The organism is Phenylobacterium parvum (assembly GCF_003150835.1).
Lineage (GTDB): Bacteria > Pseudomonadota > Alphaproteobacteria > Caulobacterales > Caulobacteraceae > Phenylobacterium > Phenylobacterium parvum.
Window position 1 is genome coordinate 140,548 of record NZ_CP029479.1, and the last position, 17,049, is coordinate 157,596.

Here is a 17,049-nt window from a genome sequence, read left to right on the forward strand (position 1 = left end):
CGTAAGTTGACGGTCCCGTCACTTTTCTGCATCTGGACCCCATGACCTCGCCAGACGCCCATGTCGTGATCGTCGGGGCCGGCCACGCCGGCGGGACCCTCGCGGCCCTGCTGCGCCAGTACGGTCATGCCGGCGCCATCACCCTGGTCGGCGAGGAGCCCATTCCCCCCTACCAGAGGCCGCCCCTGTCCAAGGCCTGGCTGAAGGGCGAGGCGGACGCCGAGTCCCTGGCCCTCAAGCCCCTGGAATTCTACGCCGAGAACCGGATCGACTTCCGCCCCTCGGTCCGCGGCGCGCGGATCGACCGTGAACGCAAGGTGCTGGTCCTCTCGGACGGGACCGAGCTGGCCTATGACTTCCTGGTCCTGGCCACCGGCGCCCGGCCCATCCGCCTGCCCATCCCCGGTGCGGACCTGGAGGGAATCCTCGAGCTGCGCACCGCCGCAGACGCCGAGGCCCTGAAGGGCGCGCTCGGCCCGGGCCGGACCATGGCCGTCGTCGGCGGCGGCTACATCGGGCTCGAGGCCGCCGCCTCCGCCCGCGCCCTGGGCGCCGGCGCCGTGGTCCTGGAGCGCGAGCCCCGCATCCTCGCCCGGGTGGCCGGCGAGGTGCTCTCCACCTTCTTCCGCACCCTGCACGAGGGGCATGGCGTCCAGTTCCACACCGGCGCCTCGGTGACGGGCTTCCGCGGCGAGGACGGCCGGGTGACCGGCGTCGAACTGGCGGACGGCCGGGTGATCGCCTGCGACCTGGCCCTGGTGGGCGTGGGCGCGGTCCCCAACCAGGAACTGGCCCAGGAAGCCGGCCTCGCCGTCAACCGCGGCGTGGTCGTGGACCTGGAGGCGCGCACCTCGGACCCGGCCATCTTCGCCATCGGCGACGTGACCCTGAGGCCCATGCCCATCTATGGCCGCGACTTCCGGATGGAGAGCGTGCCCAACGCCCTGGAACAGGCCAAGCAGGCGGCCTGCGCCATCACCGGCCGGCCGGCGCCGGCAGGCGAGACGCCCTGGCAGTGGTCTGACCAGTACGACATCAAGCTGCAGATCGCTGGCTACAACTTCGACTCCGACCAGACCCTGGTGCGCGGCGACCCGGCTTCGGGCCGCTTTGCGATCTTCCACCTCAAGGGCGACCAGGTGCAGGCGGTCGAGGCGATCAATTCGCCGCCCGAATTCATGATGGGCCGGCAGCTCATCGGCTCCCGCAGGCCGGTGGACAAGCAGAGACTTGCGGACCCTTCGGTTTCTATGAAAGAGGTCGCTGCGGCGTAAGCCGGCGAGGCGAGGAAAGACCAGATGGCCAAGATCACCTTCATCCAGCACGACGGCAGCGAGCAGTCCTACGACGGCAAGACCGGCCTGTCGGTCATGGAAGTCGCCGTGAAGAACAATGTTCCCGGCATTGACGCCGACTGTGGCGGCGCCTGCGCCTGCGCCACCTGCCACGTCTATGTGGACGCGGCCTGGCTGGACAAGACCGGCGACAAGACGGCCATGGAGGAGTCCATGCTGGACTTCGCCGAAGGCGTCGAGCCGAACAGCCGCCTGGCCTGCCAGATCAAGGTCTCTGACGCCCTTGACGGCCTCGTGGTCCGGCTGCCCGAGAGCCAGCACTAGTCTGGACGGCCCGGGGGCCCCGCGCCCTCAGAACTCCAGTTCGGGATGACCCGCGGCGCCCTCGGCCTTCTCCGGGAGGTGGCAGGTGAAGGTCGCCCCGGACCCTGGCTCACTCTCCAGGGCCACCCAGCCGCCGTGCAGCTCCACAAGGGCCTTCACGAGGGCGAGACCCAGGCCCGGACCGCCCCGCTCGCGCCCGACGAACCTGTCGAAGATGTTGGCCTGCACGTGGAAGGGGATGCCCCGGCCCGTGTCGGTCACCTGGATCTGGACCTCGCCCAGGGTGCGCCGCGCCGTCAGGGTGATCCGGCCGCCCTTCGGGGTCTGGCCCAGGGCGTTGAGGATCAGGTGGTCCAGGACCTGGGACAGGCGCCGGGCGTCGCCCCGCATCAGGCCCAGCCCCTCCGGGCAGGCGGAGGTCAGGCGCAGGTCGCCGGCCTCGGCATCCTCGCTCCAGCGGACGACGGCGGCCTCCAGCAGTCGGGCCACGTTCACGTCCTCAAGGTCCAGGGCCATCTCGCCGGCGTCGATCTGGGCCATGTCCAGCACGTCGTCGATGGAGCGGCCCAGCTGTTCGGCGGCCTGGCGGATGGCGCCGGCGTGGCCGAGGGCGCGGGCGGGCAGCTGGTCGCCCAGGCCCTCCATCAGCTCGGAATAGCCGATGATGGTCGTGAGCGGGGTCCGCAGCTCGTAGGAGACATTGCCGACGAAGTCGCGCTTGAGCCGTTCGGCCTCGGCGAGGGCGGCGCTGCGGTCGGCCAGGGCCCGCTCCAGACGCCGGGCGTCGGTGACGTCCGTGAAGGCGATCAGGGTGGCGCCGTCGGGAAGCGGGCGGGACTGGTGGGCGACGATGCGTCCGTCCGAGGTCCGCACTTCGCCTGAGGCGGGCGCCCGGGCGGCGGGATCGGTGTCGGCGACACGGCCCTTGAGCTCCCGCCAGAAGCCCTGGTCGTGCAGGCGGGGCAGGCAGAGCTCGACCACCCCCTCGAAGTCCTGCATCTCGGTCAGGGCCTGGCGGGGGATGTTCCAGAACCGCTCGAACGCCTCGTTGTGCAGGCGAAGCCGCCCGTCTGCGCCGAACACGGCGACGGCGTCGTTCAGCTTGTCGAGGGTGGCCTGCTGCACCTGGATCAGGCTGTTGTACTGGGCCTTGAGCCGCAGCTCTCCGGTGATGTCCGAGAACAGGAGCACGATCCCGCCCAGGGGATGGGACTGGCGCACCACCCGCAGGGTCCGCCCGTCGGGCAGGCTCCAGAGCTCGTCCGGCGCGGAGTCCAGCTGGGCGTAGCGCTCCAGCTCCGCGGCCTTCCAGCGGGCGTAGTCGGCGGTCTCGGGCAGGCGACGGCGCTGGCGCAGGCGGTCCAGGACCTCGCCGTGGGTGGGCCTTTCCGCCAGCCAGGCGGGCTCCAGGCCGAAGAGCTCGGCGAAGGCGGTGTTGTGGAAGTCCAGCCGGCGCGAGGGCGTGAAGATGGCGACGGCGTCGGCGATGTGGTTCAGGGTCTCGTCATGGGCCTCGACATTGCGGCGCAGGGCCTCCCTCAGCTCCTCGGCCTCGGTGGCGTCCTCGGTCCAGACGCCGACGCCGCCGCCTTCCAGGGGGCGCGCCGTCAGCCTCAGGGCGCGCCGGCGCCCGCCCAGGCTGATCCACCTCAGGGCCTCCCGGTGCTGGGACAGGTTGGCGGCCTCGATGGCCAGGGCGTCCGCCGCGGGATCCAGGCTGAGCCTCCGCTCGTCCGCCGCCGCCACGTCCTCGGCGCCCACGGCCTCCAGCCAGGCGGCGTTGGCCCAGACCAGCCGGCCGTCGGCGCCGGAGATCCAGGCCGGGCCGCTGCGGGCGTTCAGGAAGGCGGCGAACCGGGGCGAGGGGGGCAGGCCCTGGGTCCCGGCCGCAGAAGACAGGCGCAGCCAGGCCAGGGCGCCGGCCGCCCGGCCCTCGACCGTCACCACGCCCGCCGGGCCCCTGACCTCGAACCCGCAGCTCTCGCCCCGCTCGAAGAGGGCCCGCAGGCGCAGGGCGTGATCCGGGTCGGCGCGCATGAGGGCCGCCACCACCGACTGGGGCTCGGCGCCGACGCCCAGGGCGAGGGCGCAGGCGGCAAAGCTCTCGTCGCCCGAGGCCAGGAAGGCGCGGCCATCCTCGACGGCGAGCAGGGCGGATTCGAAGGCCTCGGCCGAGGCCTGGGCGGCCTCCGCGCCGCCGCGCAGGGCGTCGACCTCGGCTTCAAGCTCCGCGACCCGGCGATCGGCGCGCCGGCGGACGCTCAGCGTCCAGACGCCCGAGCACAGCGCCAGGAGGACGGCGCCGGCGGTGGCGGACAGGATCATGCCTTCACCGGTCATGGGCGGGACCGCAGGTTTTCGCCCACATCAGGCGAATCATTCACGCAACATAGGCCCAAGCCTGATTCTGAGCGATAAAGCGCCATGTCCGCCCAGTCCTATCCGGTTGCAAACGACGGCGAGGCCGCCCTCGGGGCCCCCCTGGGCCACGCCCTGAGGGCGCGGGAGGCCGAATCCCTGGCCGGTGAGCCCGTGGTCTTCGCCTCCGAGCGCGTCGGTCCGCCCTGCCCGAGCCGGGAGGCGGCGCTGGAGCTGGCGGCGCGGATGGGGGCCTCCGCCGCCTCGCCGGCGGATCCGGGCGCGGTCCGGATCATCGAGGTCTTTGACGGCGCAAGGCCGCCCGCCCCGGCCCGGCCCCTGACCGAAGGCGGTCGCCGCTGGCCCGAGCCGCCCCCGCCGCCGCGCACGGTCTGGCGGGTCCAGGTCGATTTCTGGCGGCCGGCGTCGCGCACCCCGGCCATCCTCCAGGCCCAGGCCCGGCATGTGCGCAAACGGACCCAGGCCGACGTGTCCGGCGACCATCTGAGCGCCTTCGCCCGCCAGCCCCTGCGGCCGGTACGGCCCCAGCAGCCCCTCGACATCGGCCTGTTCGAGGTCCGGGCCCCCGAGAACCCCGACCGCCTCCTGCCCGATGAGTGAACCCTGGCCTGGTCGCGCGGCGGCCCCGTCCCTCGACGACATCGCCCGACTGGCCGAGGAGGCCTTTGCGGCCCTGCCAGACCTGTTCCGCCGCATGGCGGGCGACATCGTCTTCCGCGTGGACGACTTTCCCGACGAGGAGGTGCTGGCGGCCCTTGAGATCGAGGACCCCTTCGGTCTGACCGGCCTCTACCAGGGTGTGGACCTCGGCCGCCGGTCGGTGATGGACCTGACGGCCGAGCCGGCGCGGGTCTTCCTTTACCGGCGGCCCCTTCTGGACGAGTGGGCCGAGCGCGGCGACGTGACCCTGGCCGAACTCGTGACCCACGTGCTGGTGCACGAGATCGGGCACCACCTGGGCCTGACCGATGAACAGATCGACCGCATCGAGGCGGGTTGAGACGGCGGCGGATTCGGCCGGCTTTTCCCACGCGGCGTTTACGTCTAAACGGCCGGTCATGACCGGTTCTCGCCGCCTCAAGCGCCTGTTTGCGGGCCTCCTGGCCGCCGCCCTTATGGCGCCCGGCGCGGCCCTGGCCGCCGACATCCGCCCCCCGGCCCAGAAGATCGAGGTCGGCCGCATCGCCGGACGCTGGTACGAGGTCGCCCGCCTGCCGAACAAGATCCAGAAGGACTGCCAGGGGGGAACCTCTGACTGGTCCCGGACCTCGACGGGCTATTCGGTGATCCAGACCTGCCACCGGGGCTCGCTGGCCAATACGCCCACCCAGTGGAAGGCCCAGGCCAAGATCATCGACCCCATGACCGACGGCCGCATCCGGCTGACCTATTTCGGGGGCATACTGAACGTCGAGTACTGGGTCCTCGAGAGCCGGGCCGACCAGGGCTGGCTGCTGCTCGGTACGCCAAACGGCCGCTATCTCTGGCTGATGGCCCAGAAGCCCATCCTCAGCACCGCCGCCCGGGCCCAGGCGGTCAGCCGGATCCGTCAGCTGGGCTATGACGTGGCGGCCCTTGAATTCCCCCTCCCAGCCCGACACTGATCCCGCCGCCTCGCGGCCGGAGGTCACCGCCGCGGTGACCCGTGGGGCCGTGCGCGCCTTCCGGGGCCTGGGCTATGTGGCCCTGGCCGAAGTGACCCTGCCCAACGCCCGCCGGGCGGACCTGATGGCCATCTCCCCCCGCGGCGAGCTATTCATCGCCGAGGTGAAGTCCTCGGTCGAGGACTTCCGGGTCGACCGGAAGTGGCGCGACTACCTGGACTTCTGCGACCGCTTCGCCTTCGCGGTGGCGCCCGAGTTTCCGCAGCACGTGCTGCCCGAGGAGCCTGGCCTGCTGGTCTGCGACGGCTTTGGCGGGGCCCTGGTCCGCGAGGCGCCCCTCTCGCCCCTGTCCGGCGGCCGGCGCAAGGCCCTGACCATCGCCTTCGCCCGGCTGGCGGCCCTGCGCGCAGGCGGCGTCCTGGCGGTCGACCTGGAGCTCTGAGCCCGCGGTCATCGGGGCGCGCGCTTGGCGAGGATCCTCTGCAGGGTCCGCCGGTGCATGCCGAGCTTGCGCGAGGTCTCCGAGACGTTGTTGCCGCAGAACTCGAAGACCCGGTGGATGTGTTCCCAGCGCGCCCGGTCGGCGGTCATGGGGCGCAGGATGAGGCCGCCCGGCGGGGTGCGGCCCAGGAGCGCCGCAGCAAGGTCGTCCGGATCCGCCGGCTTGGTCAGGTAGTCGGCCGCCCCCAGCCTGACGGCGGCGACGGCGTTGGCGATGGAGCCGAAGGCGGTCAGCACGACGGCGCGGCCGTCGGGACGGTGCTGCAGGAGGGTCTCGATAAGGCCTAGGCCCGCGCCGTCCGGCAGGCGCATCTCGAGCACGGCGAAGCCCGGCGCGCCGTCCTGCACCGCCGAACGGGCCTCGGCCAGGCTGCGGGCCCAGGTCACCTGGAATCCCCGCGCCTCGAGGGCCCGCGTGGTGCGCGCGGCATGGAGTTCGTCGTCGTCCGCCAGCAGGAGAGGGAGGGCGGCCTCCGGCTCCGCCTGCGGGCCGGGACCGTCGGGGTCTTCTGATTCCCGGGTGTCAGGTGAAGTCATGAACGCCGCTCGAAGTCCCCGGACCGGCCTCGACCTTGGCGCGTCCTCTGAGTCCCGGCAAGCCGGCCCGGCACTGGATGGCGGCGGCGAAATCCGCTAGAGCCGCCGGGCTGAAACCTGGGGATCCTGAGGATGAACCTGAAGCTTGTCCTGCGCCTTGTGCTGGCGGTCCTCGTCATCGGCGGACTCACCTTCCTGGCCGTTCAGATCGGCGCGCGCCGCCCCGCCTCGGCCCCGGCCGTCGCGTCTGGCCCGCAGGCCGGGCCAGGGGGCCCGTTCACCCTGGTGGACTCCGCTGGCAAGCCCTTCACCCAGGACGAACTCAAGGGCCGCTGGAACATCATCTTCTTCGGCTTCACCTTCTGCCCGGACGTCTGCCCGACCACCCTCGACACCCTGGGCCGGACCCTCGACCTCCTGGGGGCGGACCGCGACAAGGTCCGCATCGTCTTCATCTCGGTCGACCCCGAACGGGACACCCCCGCCAAGATGGCCGCCTATCTCGACAATCCGGCCTTCCCCAGGGGCGTGGTGGGGCTGACGGGCACGCCCGAGCAGGTCGCGGCGACGGCCAAGGCCTACAAGGTATATTACGAGAAGCAGGGTGAGGGAGACGCCTACCTGATCAACCACTCCTCGATCAGCTACCTGATGGATCCGTCCGGCCGGTTCGCCCGCGTCCTGCCCTACGGCATGTCGCCCGAGGACCTTGCGACCCAGGTGCGCGACGCCATGAAGCGGGGCTGACGCCGCCCGGGCTGGACATCCGCCGCGTTCCGGCGTGATATGCTGCGCTGCAACATCCACGGCGGGCCATGCTCTATTCCCTCTATGAAGCCGGATACTACGCCGCCGCGCCCTTCCGGGCCGCGGCGCGAGCGACCCGCCAGTACTGGAGCTCGCCGCTCAATCCCGCCCGCGAGACGCCCCTCGGCCGCCGCCTCTTCGCCTCGGCGGACCTGTTCGCCAACCTCACCCGCCGCTACGGCCGGCCGGAATGGGGGATCGACTCCGTCGACATCGGCGGGACCGAGGTCCGGGTCCGGAGGGTCGAGACCTGGTCCAGTCCCTGGGTCAAGCTGACCCACTTTGCGCGGGACCCCCTGGACCTGCGCCGGGCCGGCCGTACGGGGTCGGCGCCCGCCGTGCTGATCGTCGCGCCCCTGTCAGGCCACTACGCGACCCTCCTGAGGGATACGGTCCGCACCTTCCTCCAGGACCACGAGGTCTTCATCACCGAGTGGTCCAACGCCCGGGACGTGCCGGTCCTGGAGGGCCGTTTCGACTTCCACGACTACCTGGACCACATCCGGACCGTGCTGCGCCGGCTGGGCCCGCGCTGCCACGTGGTGGCGGTCTGCCAGCCGGGGCCTGCGGTCCTGGCGGCGGCCTCCCTGATGGCCGAGGATGGCGAGGACGCCCGCCCGGCCTCCATGACCTTCATGGGCTCGCCCCTGGACGCCCGGTTCTCGCCCACGGTGACGAACAAGCTGGCCGAGGAGAGGCCCTTTTCCTGGTTCAAGTCGAACATGATCAGCACCGTCCCCCTGCCCTACGCCGGGGCGGGAAGGCGGGTCTATCCGGGCTTTGTCCAGCTCTACTCGTTCATGTCGATGAACATGGAGCGCCACCAGGACGCCCACCTCCAGTACCTCCAGGACCTGATGAACGGCGACGGCGACTCCGCCGAGAAGCACCTGGAGTTCTACGACGAGTATCTCTCGGTCCTGGACCTCTCCGAGGAGTTCTATCTCCAGACGGTGGACATCGTCTTCCAGCAGCACCTGCTGCCCAAGGGCGAGCTGGTCCACGGCGGCCGGACCGTGCGCCCCGCCGCCATCACCGACATCGGCCTCCTGACCGTCGAGGGCGAGCTGGACGACATTTCCGGCATCGGCCAGACCCAGGCGGCCCACGCTCTTTGCTCGGGCCTGCCGGAGGACCTGCGCGAGGACTATGTCCAGCCCCATGTGGGCCATTACGGGGTCTTCAACGGCCGCCGGTTCCGGGAGGAGATCTATCCGCGGGTGGCGGCCTTCATCGCCCGCCAGGAGGCGCGGATCGCCGCGCCGTCGGCCTGACGGGCGGACATGTTCGGCCTCGGGCGCACCCATGCCGATGGCGACCTGATCGAGGTCGAGGGCCTTCCGGTCCGGCTGAAGGTCAATCCTCGCTCCCGCCGTATCGCCCTGAGGCTGGACCGGAGCCGGCGCGAGGTCGTGGCCTCTGCGCCGGACCGGCGCGGCCTGGCCGAGGCCGCCCGCTTCGCCCGAAGCCGGGCGGACTGGATCCGCAGCCGGCTGTCAGAATCCCCCGCGCCGTGCAGCTTCGCGCCTGGCCTTGACCTCGCCCTCTTCGACCGGCCATGCCGCCTGGAGGCGGGGGAGGGCCGCACCCGCCTGCTCGACGAAACCGGCGGCGTCCTGGTGATCCGCGCAGCGGGCGCGCCGGACGCCTTCGCCCGCTCGGTTGTGCGGGTCCTGAAGCGTGAGGCCCTGGCCGGCTTCCGGGACCTTTCGCGCCGCCACTGCGAGACCCTGGGCGCACCCCTGCCGAAGGTGACCGTCAACGATGCGCGCACCCGCTGGGGCTCCTGCACCCCGGGAAGGGCGGGGGCGCCGCCCTCGGTCCGGTATGTCTGGCGGCTGGCCCTCGCCCCCCTGCCGGTGGCGGACTATGTCGCGGCGCACGAGTGCGCCCACATCCTGCAGCCCAATCACGGGCCGGCCTTCTGGGGCCTTGTTCGCGACCTGGTCGGGGATCCGGCCCCGCACCGGGACTGGCTGAAGCGCGAGGGCCCCAGGCTTCACGCCCTGGGGGCGGCCGAGGGCTGAGCCGGGGCTGCGGCTGCCGGGACCGGGGGCTGGGGCGAAGGCGCGGCGTCCTGCGCGGGACCTGCCGCCGGCGCCCCCTCCGCCCCCTCCGCGGGAGCCTGAAGGAGATCGCCGATCGGGTCCGCCCCGTCTGGCGGCGGCGGCAGGCCGCCCGGGATGGGCTCGGCGCGAAGGCGCGGCAGGGCCCGCGACATGAAGGCCTGCCAGATGGCCGCCGGGGCGCCGCCGCCCGTCACCCGCCGCATGGGGGTGTTGTCGTCCCGTCCCACCCAGACCGCCGCCACGAAGCCGCCCGTGTAGCCGACGAACCAGGCGTCCCGGTAATCGCTGGTGGTGCCGGTCTTGCCGGCAAGGTCGTAGCCGGCGACCCGGGCCCGGGTCCCGGTGCCGGAGACCAGGACCTGGCGCATCATCTGGTTCATCTGGGGCAGGGCGGGCGAGGCGATCACCGGGGTCCGGGGGGGGCGGGCCACCGACCTGTCATAGAGCACCTTGCCCCCGGCTGTGCGGACCCGCTCGATCGCCCAGGCCGGCGAGGCGAAGCCCCCATTGGAGAACGGAGCGTAGGCCTGGGCCATCTCCAGGGGGCTGACCTCCACCGCGCCAAGGGCCATGGAGGGGTCGAGCTGGATGGGCGAGCTGATCCCCAGCCGCCGCGCCGTGGCCGCGACATTGCCGGTCCCGACCTCGTTCGCCAGGCGCGCCGCAACGGTGTTCACGGACTGGGCCAGGGCGGTCTGCAGGGTTATGGGGCCGAGGAACTGGCCGGTGTAATTGCGGGGCTCCCAGGCCCCGATGCGGATCGCCTCGTCGACCACCGGCGTGTCCGGGGTCCGGCCGCGCTCCAGGGCCGTGAGGTAGACAAAGGGCTTGAAGGCCGAGCCGGCCTGGCGCCGCGCCATGGCCGCCCGGTCGAACTGGCTGTCCTCGTAGTCGACCCCGCCGACATAGGCGCGCACCCGTCCTTCGCCGTCGAGAGCCACGAGGGCGGCCTGCTGGACCCCCTGGCCGCCGGCCCCGGCGACCCCGGCCCGGAGGGCCTGCTCGGCGGAGGCCTGGATCGGGAGGTCGAGGGTGGTCTCCACGATGAGGTCCTCGGTGGGCTCGCCCACCAGGCTGCGGACCTGCTCATCCACCCAGTCCGTGAAGTACTGCGCCCTCTGGCTGGCCAGGGTCGGATTGACCCGGACGGGCGTGCGGATCGCCTCGGCCCGCTGTTCAGGCGTGATGGCGCCGGACCGGACCATCTCGTTCAGCACCACCGTCGCCCGGCGCGCCGCGCGGTCGGCAGAGGACACGGGGCTGTAGCGCGAGGGGCCCTTCATCATCCCGGCGAGGAGGGCGCTCTCGCCGATGGTCAGCCGTTCCGCCGGCTTGCCGAAATAGCGTTGGGATGCAGCCTCGATGCCGTAGGCGCCCGCCCCGAAATAGACCCGGTTCAGGTAGAGGGCGAGGATCTCCTTCTTGGTGAACTTGGTCTCGAGCCATACGGCCAGGACCAGCTCCTGCGCCTTGCGCCGGTAGGTCTGGTCCATGGTCAGGAAGAGGTTGCGCGCGAGCTGCTGGGTGATGGTCGAGCCGCCGCGCAGGGGCCCCCCGCCCCGGTGCGTCAGGTTGTAGACCTGGCTCCGGACGATCCCCCAGGGATTGAAGCCATAATGCCAGTAGAACCAGCGGTCCTCGATGGCCACGAAGGCGGCGGGCACGTAGGGCGGAAGCTTCTCCAGGTCTACCGGCGGGGCGTACTGGCTGCCCCGGACCGAGACGAGGCCGCCGGACCGGTCGAGATAGGAGATCGAGGGCTGGCGGCGGACATCGTTCAGGCTGGACGTGTCGGGCAGGTCCGCCGCGAAGACGGCGAGGAAGGCGAGGGCGAAGATTCCCCCCCAGACGCACAGCACCGCACCCCAGTAGAACAGTCCCTGGAGGAAGGACCGCCGCCGCCGCGGCGGCCGGTCCCGGGGGTCGGATCTGGCCATGGACCTTTGAGTCTCCGAAGGGGTCTCGCGCCCCCGCGCCGAACGGGCCGAGGCATACACCCGCGCGCTGACTCGCGCGACAGGATTGCAGCCGAAGCGGAAGGGTCTTCCCTTCGCGACCCGCCCGCGGCATGAGGCCCTCCGATGTCTGAAGATTCCGCTTCCAACACGTCCGTCCCCGCAGATCCCTCCGGCGTCGCCGCCCAGGTCCAGTCCCGGCTGTCGGAACTGGCGGGGGAAGGCGCCCGGCCGGTTTCCCTGTCCCTCGATTTCGGGCCGGCCTGCGGCGAGGCCCGGGAGGGCCGGATGGAGGCCTGGATCGATCGCCAGACGCGGTCCCTGGCCTTCGTGCGGGCGCGGCTTTCGGCGGCAGATGGCCGGATGATCGCCGCCGGCTCCGCCGTCTTCGCCCGACCGGCGGCCGGGGCCTGAGGCGCCCTCCGCCCCCCGCGGCGCGACGGCCGGTGATTCCCCGGCGCGCCTTCGGTTGCGGCGCCGAAGGCTGCATGATATCAGACGCGCGGCTTCGGGCCGGGGGTTCTGGAAAGCATCCTTGGCGTCTGTGCTTTTCCAAGCGCTTTCAAGCCTTTAGCCGTCGGAATTTTCTTCCGGCGTCTGTGACACACGCATCGGGCGGGCGGAGCAAGTGGCGGACGATTCCAGGACTTCAGATGTGGGCGACCGTTACGCCCGGGCCCTTTTCGATCTCGCCAACGAGACCGGGACGATCCGGGCTGTCGCAGGCGATGTCGCCGCCCTCCGCAGGATGCGCGCCGACTCGGCCGACCTGAGGACCCTGCTCGCCTCTCCCGCCTTCACCTCCACAGACAAGGTGAACGCCCTGGGCGCCCTGGCCGCCAAGGCCAAGTTCTCCGAGACGACCCGCAAGTTCCTGGGCCTGCTCGCCGCCAACGGCCGGGCCGCCGCCCTGCCCGACGTCATCACCGCCTTCGAGGCCCTGGACGCCGCCGCCCGCGGCGCGGTCTCCGCCGTGGTCACCACCGCCGCCCCGATGAGCGCCGCCCAGTCCAAGGCCGTGGCCGAGGCCCTGCGGACCGCCCTGGGCAAGGCCCCCGAAATCGAGACCCGCGTCGACCCCGCCCTGCTGGGCGGGATCCGCGTCCGGGTCGGATCCAAACTGTTCGACGCTTCGCTCCGTTCGAAGCTCGATTCCCTCAAGTTCGCCCTGAAGAGAGCGTAAGCCATGGATATCCGCGCCGCCGAAATCTCGGCCATCCTGAAGTCCCAGATCGCCAACTTCGGCCAGGACGCCGACGTCTCCGACGTCGGACAGGTCCTGTCCGTCGGCGACGGCATCGCCCGGGTGTTCGGCCTGGACAATGTCCAGTCCGGCGAGATGGTCGAGTTCCCCAAGGCCGGCGTGAAGGGCATGGCCCTGAACCTCGAGCGCGACAACGTCGGGGTCGTGATCTTCGGCGAGGACCGCGCCATCGCCGAGGGCGACGAAGTCCGCCGCCTCTCCGAGATCGTGGACGTGCCGGTGGGCAAGGGCCTTCTGGGTCGGGTCGTGAACCCGCTGGGCGAGCCCATCGACGGCAAGGGCCCGATCAAGAACGTGGCCGAGCGTCGCCGTGTGGACGTGAAGGCCCCGGGCATCATCCCGCGGAAGTCGGTGCATGAGCCGGTGCAGACCGGCCTGAAGGCCATCGACACCCTGATCCCGATCGGCCGCGGCCAGCGCGAGCTGATCATCGGCGACCGCCAGACCGGCAAGACCGCCGTGGCCGTCGACACCATCCTGAACCAGAAGGCGATGAACGCCGGCGACGACGAGAGCGCCAAGCTCTACTGCATCTACGTCGCCATCGGCCAGAAGCGCTCGACGGTCGCCCAGATCGTCAAGACCCTCGAGGAGCGCGGCGCCCTCGACTACACCATCGTGGTCTCGGCCACCGCCTCCGAGCCGGCCCCCCTGCAGTTCCTGGCTCCCTTCGCGGGCTGCGCCATGGGCGAGTGGTTCCGCGACAACGGCATGCACGCCGTCATCATCTACGACGACCTGTCCAAGCAGGCGGTCGCCTACCGCCAGATGTCCCTGCTGCTGCGCCGCCCGCCGGGCCGTGAAGCCTATCCGGGCGACGTCTTCTACCTGCACTCCCGCCTGCTCGAGCGCGCCGCCAAGCTCAATGACGAGAACGGCAATGGCTCCCTGACCGCCCTGCCGGTCATCGAGACCCAGGCCAACGACGTGTCGGCCTACATCCCGACCAACGTGATCTCGATCACCGACGGCCAGATCTTCCTCGAGACCGACCTCTTCTTCCAGGGCATCCGCCCGGCGGTGAACGTCGGCATCAGCGTCAGCCGCGTGGGCTCCTCGGCCCAGATCAAGGCCATGAAGACCGCCGCCGGCCCGATCAAGGGCGAGCTCGCCCAGTACCGGGAAATGGCCGCCTTCGCGAAGTTCGGCTCTGACCTCGACGCCACGACCCAGCGCCAGCTGGCCCGCGGCGAGCGCCTGACCGAGCTCCTGAAGCAGCCCCAGTACGCCCCCCTCTCCGTCGAGGAGCAGGTCGCTGTCATCTACGCCGGCACCCGCGGCTACCTGGACGGCGTTCCCACCGCCGACGTCGGCCGCTACGAGCAGGAGCTGCTGAAGCACCTGCACGGCAAGCACCAGAAGCTGCTCGACACCATCCGTGAGGGAAAGGCCCTGACCGACAAGGTCGAGGCCGACCTGCGCGGCGTGCTCGACGCCTTCACCTCCACCTTCGCCTGAGGCCGGACCGGAACCGCCTGACATGGCCAGCCTGAAGGAAATGCGCAATCGGATCGGAAGCGTGAAGGCCACGCAGAAGATCACGAAGGCGATGCAGATGGTCGCAGCGGCAAAGCTGCGGCGGGCGCAGGACAACGCCCAGAACGCCCGTCCCTATGCCGACCGCATGGCGTCGGTGATCGCCAACCTGGCCGCCGGCGTGTCCGGCGACGGCGCCCCGAAGCTCCTGGTGGGAACCGGGGCCGAGGCGCGCCAGCTGGTGATCGTCGCCACCTCTGACCGGGGCCTGGCCGGCGGCTTCAACTCGTCCATCGTCCGGATGGCCCGCGAGCGGATCAACCGCCTGCTCGCCGAGGGCCGGGACGTCCGGCTGATCACCATCGGCAAGAAGGCCCGCGAGCAGCTCCGCCGCCAGTATGGCGACCGGATCGTCGAGAGCTACGAGGCCGGCGGCAATCCCTCCCTGGTGACCGCCCAGGACGTGGCCGCCAAGGTCGCGGACCTGTTCGAGGCCGGAGAGATCGACGTCGTCTCCCTGCTCTTCAGCCGGTTCAAGTCGGTGGTCGTCCAGACCCCGACCTTTGTCCAGCTGATCCCCGCCCAGGTGACCGGCGCCGAGCCGGTGGACCTGAAGGGCGCCAGCTACGAGTACGAGCCCGACGCCGAAGGCATCCTCGAGACCCTGCTGCCGCGCAATCTCACCGTCCAGGTCTTCTCGGCCATGCTCGAGAACCAGGCCGGGTTCTACGCCGCCCAGATGGCGGCCATGGACAACGCCACCCGCAACGCCGGCGACATGATCGCCAGCATGACCCTCCAGTACAACCGTTCACGCCAGGCGCAGATCACCAAGGAGCTGATCGAGATCATCTCCGGCGCCGAGGCGCTCTAACCGAGAGAGTCCGAAACCATGGCTACGACCCCCAAGGCCCCCGCGAAGAAGGCCGCCGCGCCCAAGGCCGCGAAGGCTCCGGCTGCGAAGGCTCCCGCCGCCAAGGCCGCTGCGCCCAAGGCGGCGAAGGCCGCCGCCGCGCCCAAGGCCGCCGCCCCCAAGGCCGCCGTCGCCACCGGCCGGATCGTCCAGGTCATCGGCGCCGTCGTCGACGTCGAGTTCGTGGGTCACCTGCCCGCGATCATGAACGCCCTGGAGACCAGCAACACCGACCAGCGGACCGGCAAGCCCTTCCGCCTGGTCCTCGAGGTGGCCCAGCACCTGGGCGAGAACACCGTCCGCACCATCGCCATGGACACCACCGAGGGCCTGACCCGCGGCCAGCCGGTGGTCGACACCGGCGCGGGCATCACCGTCCCGGTAGGCCCGGCCACCCTGGGCCGCATCATGAACGTCATCGGTGAGCCGATCGACGAGGCGGGCCCGATCACCAGCGCCTTCTCCAGCCCCATCCACCGCGAGGCTCCCTCCTTCGCCGACCAGTCGACCTCGGCCGAGGTCCTGGTCACGGGCATCAAGGTCGTCGACCTGCTCTGCCCCTACACCAAGGGCGGGAAGATCGGCCTTTTCGGCGGCGCCGGCGTGGGCAAGACCGTGACCATGCAGGAGTTGATCAACAACATCGCCAAGGCCTACGGCGGCTACTCCGTGCTGGCCGGCGTGGGTGAGCGGACCCGCGAGGGCAACGACCTCTATCACGAGATGATCGAGTCCAACGTGAACGTCGATCCCCGTGAGCATGGCGGCTCGACCGAGGGCTCCAAGTGCACCCTGGTCTACGGCCAGATGAACGAGCCCCCCGGCGCCCGCGCCCGGGTCGCCCTGACGGGCCTGGCCCAGGCCGAGTACTTCCGGGACCAGGAGGGCAAGGACGTCCTTCTGTTCATCGACAACATCTTCCGCTTCACCCAGGCGGGCTCTGAAGTGTCCGCCCTGCTGGGCCGCATCCCGTCGGCCGTGGGCTACCAGCCCACCCTGGCCACCGAGATGGGCAACCTGCAGGAGCGCATCACCTCGACCAACAAGGGCTCGATCACCTCGGTCCAGGCCATCTACGTGCCCGCCGACGACCTGACCGACCCGGCCCCGGCCACCTCCTTCGCCCACCTGGACGCCACCACGGTGCTCAGCCGCGACATCGCCGCCCAGGCCATCTTCCCCGCCGTGGACCCGCTGGACTCCACCTCGCGGATCATGGACCCCCTGGTCATCGGCGAGGAGCACTACACCGTGGCCCGCCGGGTCCAGGAGACCCTTCAGCAGTACAAGGCCCTGAAGGACATCATCGCGATCCTGGGCATGGACGAGCTGTCGGAAGAGGACAAGCTGACGGTCTCCCGCGCCCGGAAGATCCAGAAGTTCCTGTCCCAGCCCTTCCACGTGGCCGAGCAGTTCACCAACATGCCCGGCATCTTCGTGAGCCTGGAAGACACCATCCGCTCGTTCAAGGCGGTGGTGGACGGTGAGTACGACCACCTTCCCGAGGCCGCCTTCTACAATGTCGGCACCATCGAGGACGCGGTGGCCAAGGCCGAGCAGCTCGCGGCGGAAGCCTGATCCTGATGGCCGGCAAGCTGCAATTCTCCCTGGTCTCGCCGGAGCGGGAGCTCTTCTCCGGTGAGGTCGACCAGGTGGACGCGCCGGGCTCCGAAGGCGACTTCGGCGTCCTGCCCGGCCACGCCCCGTTCATGACCGCCCTTCGGGAAGGCCAGCTCCGCTTGTATCGGAGCGGTCAGGTCACCACCTTCGAGGTCCGGGGCGGCTTCGCCGACGTGACCCCGGCGGGCCTCACCGTGCTGGCGGAGTCCGCCGTCGAGGTCTAGCCAGGCGTCACGATCCGGACAAAATGGTTCTCCACCCTCAGGTCCAGGCTTTGGGGGAAAGACAAGAGGATACGAGGAAAC

General features: G+C 70.9%; 18 protein-coding genes. 15 read left to right on the forward strand and 3 right to left on the reverse strand.

The genetic code is table 11. The features are described from left to right. Positions 1-41: 41 nt before the first annotated feature. Together HYN04_RS00690 and HYN04_RS00695 are read left to right on the forward strand one after the other, a co-directional pair. The gene (locus tag HYN04_RS00690) at positions 42-1,274 is read left to right on the forward strand and encodes an NAD(P)/FAD-dependent oxidoreductase (protein WP_110448971.1); all 1,233 of its coding nucleotides are present in this window, start codon (positions 42-44) and stop codon (positions 1,272-1,274) included. A gap of 24 nt (positions 1,275-1,298) precedes the next feature. Further along, positions 1,299-1,619 carry a 2Fe-2S iron-sulfur cluster-binding protein gene (locus HYN04_RS00695; protein ID WP_110448972.1) on the forward strand — a complete coding sequence of 107 codons (321 nt, stop codon included), beginning with the start codon at positions 1,299-1,301 and terminating at the stop codon, positions 1,617-1,619. Between the two features lie 27 nt (positions 1,620-1,646). Here the strand turns inward: HYN04_RS00695 and HYN04_RS00700 are convergent, their stop codons facing one another. Next, positions 1,647-3,959 carry a sensor histidine kinase gene (locus HYN04_RS00700; protein ID WP_110448973.1) on the reverse strand — a complete coding sequence of 771 codons (2,313 nt, stop codon included), beginning with the start codon at positions 3,957-3,959 and terminating at the stop codon, positions 1,647-1,649. 84 nt (positions 3,960-4,043) lie between these two features. On the opposite strand from HYN04_RS00700, the gene HYN04_RS00705 reads away from it, so the two are divergent. Genes HYN04_RS00705 through mmcB form a run of 4 tightly spaced genes read left to right on the forward strand, consistent with a single transcriptional unit; the run spans position 4,044 to position 6,044 of the window. After that, entirely contained in the window at positions 4,044-4,598 is a 555-nt protein-coding gene (locus HYN04_RS00705; protein WP_110448974.1) for a hypothetical protein, read from the forward strand. Next, on the forward strand, positions 4,591-4,998 hold the full coding sequence (locus tag HYN04_RS00710; RefSeq protein WP_110448975.1) for a metallopeptidase family protein: 408 nt from the start codon (positions 4,591-4,593) through the stop codon (positions 4,996-4,998). The genes HYN04_RS00705 and HYN04_RS00710 overlap by 8 nt, the downstream gene beginning before the upstream one ends. Before the next feature lie 58 nt (positions 4,999-5,056). Next, on the forward strand, positions 5,057-5,602 hold the full coding sequence (locus HYN04_RS00715; RefSeq protein ID WP_162599496.1) for a lipocalin family protein: 546 nt from the start codon (positions 5,057-5,059) through the stop codon (positions 5,600-5,602). After that, on the forward strand, positions 5,559-6,044 hold the full coding sequence (gene mmcB / locus HYN04_RS00720; protein ID WP_110448977.1) for a DNA repair putative endonuclease MmcB: 486 nt from the start codon (positions 5,559-5,561) through the stop codon (positions 6,042-6,044). Before HYN04_RS00715 ends, mmcB begins: the two co-directional genes overlap by 44 nt. Before the next feature lie 8 nt (positions 6,045-6,052). Here mmcB and HYN04_RS00725 read toward each other — a convergent pair whose 3' ends face one another. Beyond that, positions 6,053-6,640 (reverse strand): response regulator, encoded by a 588-nt coding sequence (locus HYN04_RS00725; RefSeq protein ID WP_110448978.1) that lies wholly within the window; start codon positions 6,638-6,640, stop codon positions 6,053-6,055. A 132-nt stretch (positions 6,641-6,772) separates the two neighbouring features. On the opposite strand from HYN04_RS00725, the gene HYN04_RS00730 reads away from it, so the two are divergent. The 3 genes from HYN04_RS00730 (at position 6,773) to HYN04_RS00740 (ending at position 9,474) form a co-directional block, all read left to right on the forward strand. After that, positions 6,773-7,387: an SCO family protein gene (locus HYN04_RS00730; protein WP_110448979.1), complete on the forward strand. Its 615-nt coding sequence runs from the start codon at positions 6,773-6,775 to the stop codon at positions 7,385-7,387. Positions 7,388-7,455: 68 nt separating this feature from the next. Next, positions 7,456-8,721, forward strand: coding sequence for a polyhydroxyalkanoate depolymerase (locus tag HYN04_RS00735; RefSeq protein WP_110448980.1), 1,266 nt, complete (start codon positions 7,456-7,458; stop codon positions 8,719-8,721). 9 nt (positions 8,722-8,730) lie between these two features. Further along, positions 8,731-9,474 carry a M48 family metallopeptidase gene (locus tag HYN04_RS00740; RefSeq protein WP_110448981.1) on the forward strand — a complete coding sequence of 248 codons (744 nt, stop codon included), beginning with the start codon at positions 8,731-8,733 and terminating at the stop codon, positions 9,472-9,474. On the opposite strand, the gene HYN04_RS00745 is transcribed toward HYN04_RS00740, so the two are convergent. Continuing rightward, positions 9,447-11,453: a transglycosylase domain-containing protein gene (locus tag HYN04_RS00745; protein ID WP_110448982.1), complete on the reverse strand. Its 2,007-nt coding sequence runs from the start codon at positions 11,451-11,453 to the stop codon at positions 9,447-9,449. The two genes, HYN04_RS00740 and HYN04_RS00745, sit on opposite strands and share 28 nt — an antisense overlap. Positions 11,454-11,597: 144 nt before the next feature. Between HYN04_RS00745 and HYN04_RS00750 the strand changes: the two genes are divergently transcribed. The 6 genes from HYN04_RS00750 to HYN04_RS00775 all read left to right on the forward strand — a co-directional run bounded on the left by HYN04_RS00750 (position 11,598) and on the right by HYN04_RS00775 (position 16,968). Further along, positions 11,598-11,885 (forward strand): hotdog family protein, encoded by a 288-nt coding sequence (locus tag HYN04_RS00750; protein ID WP_110448983.1) that lies wholly within the window; start codon positions 11,598-11,600, stop codon positions 11,883-11,885. A gap of 214 nt (positions 11,886-12,099) precedes the next feature. Further along, entirely contained in the window at positions 12,100-12,654 is a 555-nt protein-coding gene (locus HYN04_RS00755; protein ID WP_110448984.1) for a F0F1 ATP synthase subunit delta, read from the forward strand. A gap of 3 nt (positions 12,655-12,657) precedes the next feature. Next, complete coding sequence (atpA, locus tag HYN04_RS00760) at positions 12,658-14,193, forward strand: F0F1 ATP synthase subunit alpha (protein ID WP_110448985.1); 1,536 nt, start codon at positions 12,658-12,660, stop codon at positions 14,191-14,193. Positions 14,194-14,215: 22 nt separating this feature from the next. Further along, positions 14,216-15,085: a F0F1 ATP synthase subunit gamma gene (locus HYN04_RS00765; protein WP_110448986.1), complete on the forward strand. Its 870-nt coding sequence runs from the start codon at positions 14,216-14,218 to the stop codon at positions 15,083-15,085. Between the two features lie 18 nt (positions 15,086-15,103). Next, positions 15,104-16,702 carry a F0F1 ATP synthase subunit beta gene (gene atpD, locus HYN04_RS00770; RefSeq protein WP_110448987.1) on the forward strand — a complete coding sequence of 533 codons (1,599 nt, stop codon included), beginning with the start codon at positions 15,104-15,106 and terminating at the stop codon, positions 16,700-16,702. Between the two features lie 5 nt (positions 16,703-16,707). Continuing rightward, complete coding sequence (locus HYN04_RS00775) at positions 16,708-16,968, forward strand: ATP synthase F1 subunit epsilon (RefSeq protein WP_110448988.1); 261 nt, start codon at positions 16,708-16,710, stop codon at positions 16,966-16,968. The last annotated feature ends 81 nt before the right edge of the window (positions 16,969-17,049 follow it).

Coding starts and splice junctions, on each gene's coding strand:
- HYN04_RS00690 (WP_110448971.1), top strand. CDS start 42: ATGACCTCGCCAGACGCCCATGTCGTGATCGTCGGGGCCGGCCACGCC.
- HYN04_RS00695 (WP_110448972.1), top strand. CDS start 1,299: ATGGCCAAGATCACCTTCATCCAGCACGACGGCAGCGAGCAGTCCTAC.
- HYN04_RS00700 (WP_110448973.1), bottom strand. CDS start 3,959: ATGACCGGTGAAGGCATGATCCTGTCCGCCACCGCCGGCGCCGTCCTC.
- HYN04_RS00705 (WP_110448974.1), top strand. CDS start 4,044: ATGTCCGCCCAGTCCTATCCGGTTGCAAACGACGGCGAGGCCGCCCTC.
- HYN04_RS00710 (WP_110448975.1), top strand. CDS start 4,591: ATGAGTGAACCCTGGCCTGGTCGCGCGGCGGCCCCGTCCCTCGACGAC.
- HYN04_RS00715 (WP_162599496.1), top strand. CDS start 5,057: ATGACCGGTTCTCGCCGCCTCAAGCGCCTGTTTGCGGGCCTCCTGGCC.
- mmcB (WP_110448977.1), top strand. CDS start 5,559: ATGACGTGGCGGCCCTTGAATTCCCCCTCCCAGCCCGACACTGATCCC.
- HYN04_RS00725 (WP_110448978.1), bottom strand. CDS start 6,640: ATGACTTCACCTGACACCCGGGAATCAGAAGACCCCGACGGTCCCGGC.
- HYN04_RS00730 (WP_110448979.1), top strand. CDS start 6,773: ATGAACCTGAAGCTTGTCCTGCGCCTTGTGCTGGCGGTCCTCGTCATC.
- HYN04_RS00735 (WP_110448980.1), top strand. CDS start 7,456: ATGCTCTATTCCCTCTATGAAGCCGGATACTACGCCGCCGCGCCCTTC.
- HYN04_RS00740 (WP_110448981.1), top strand. CDS start 8,731: ATGTTCGGCCTCGGGCGCACCCATGCCGATGGCGACCTGATCGAGGTC.
- HYN04_RS00745 (WP_110448982.1), bottom strand. CDS start 11,453: ATGGCCAGATCCGACCCCCGGGACCGGCCGCCGCGGCGGCGGCGGTCC.
- HYN04_RS00750 (WP_110448983.1), top strand. CDS start 11,598: ATGTCTGAAGATTCCGCTTCCAACACGTCCGTCCCCGCAGATCCCTCC.
- atpA (WP_110448985.1), top strand. CDS start 12,658: ATGGATATCCGCGCCGCCGAAATCTCGGCCATCCTGAAGTCCCAGATC.
- HYN04_RS00765 (WP_110448986.1), top strand. CDS start 14,216: ATGGCCAGCCTGAAGGAAATGCGCAATCGGATCGGAAGCGTGAAGGCC.
- atpD (WP_110448987.1), top strand. CDS start 15,104: ATGGCTACGACCCCCAAGGCCCCCGCGAAGAAGGCCGCCGCGCCCAAG.
- HYN04_RS00775 (WP_110448988.1), top strand. CDS start 16,708: ATGGCCGGCAAGCTGCAATTCTCCCTGGTCTCGCCGGAGCGGGAGCTC.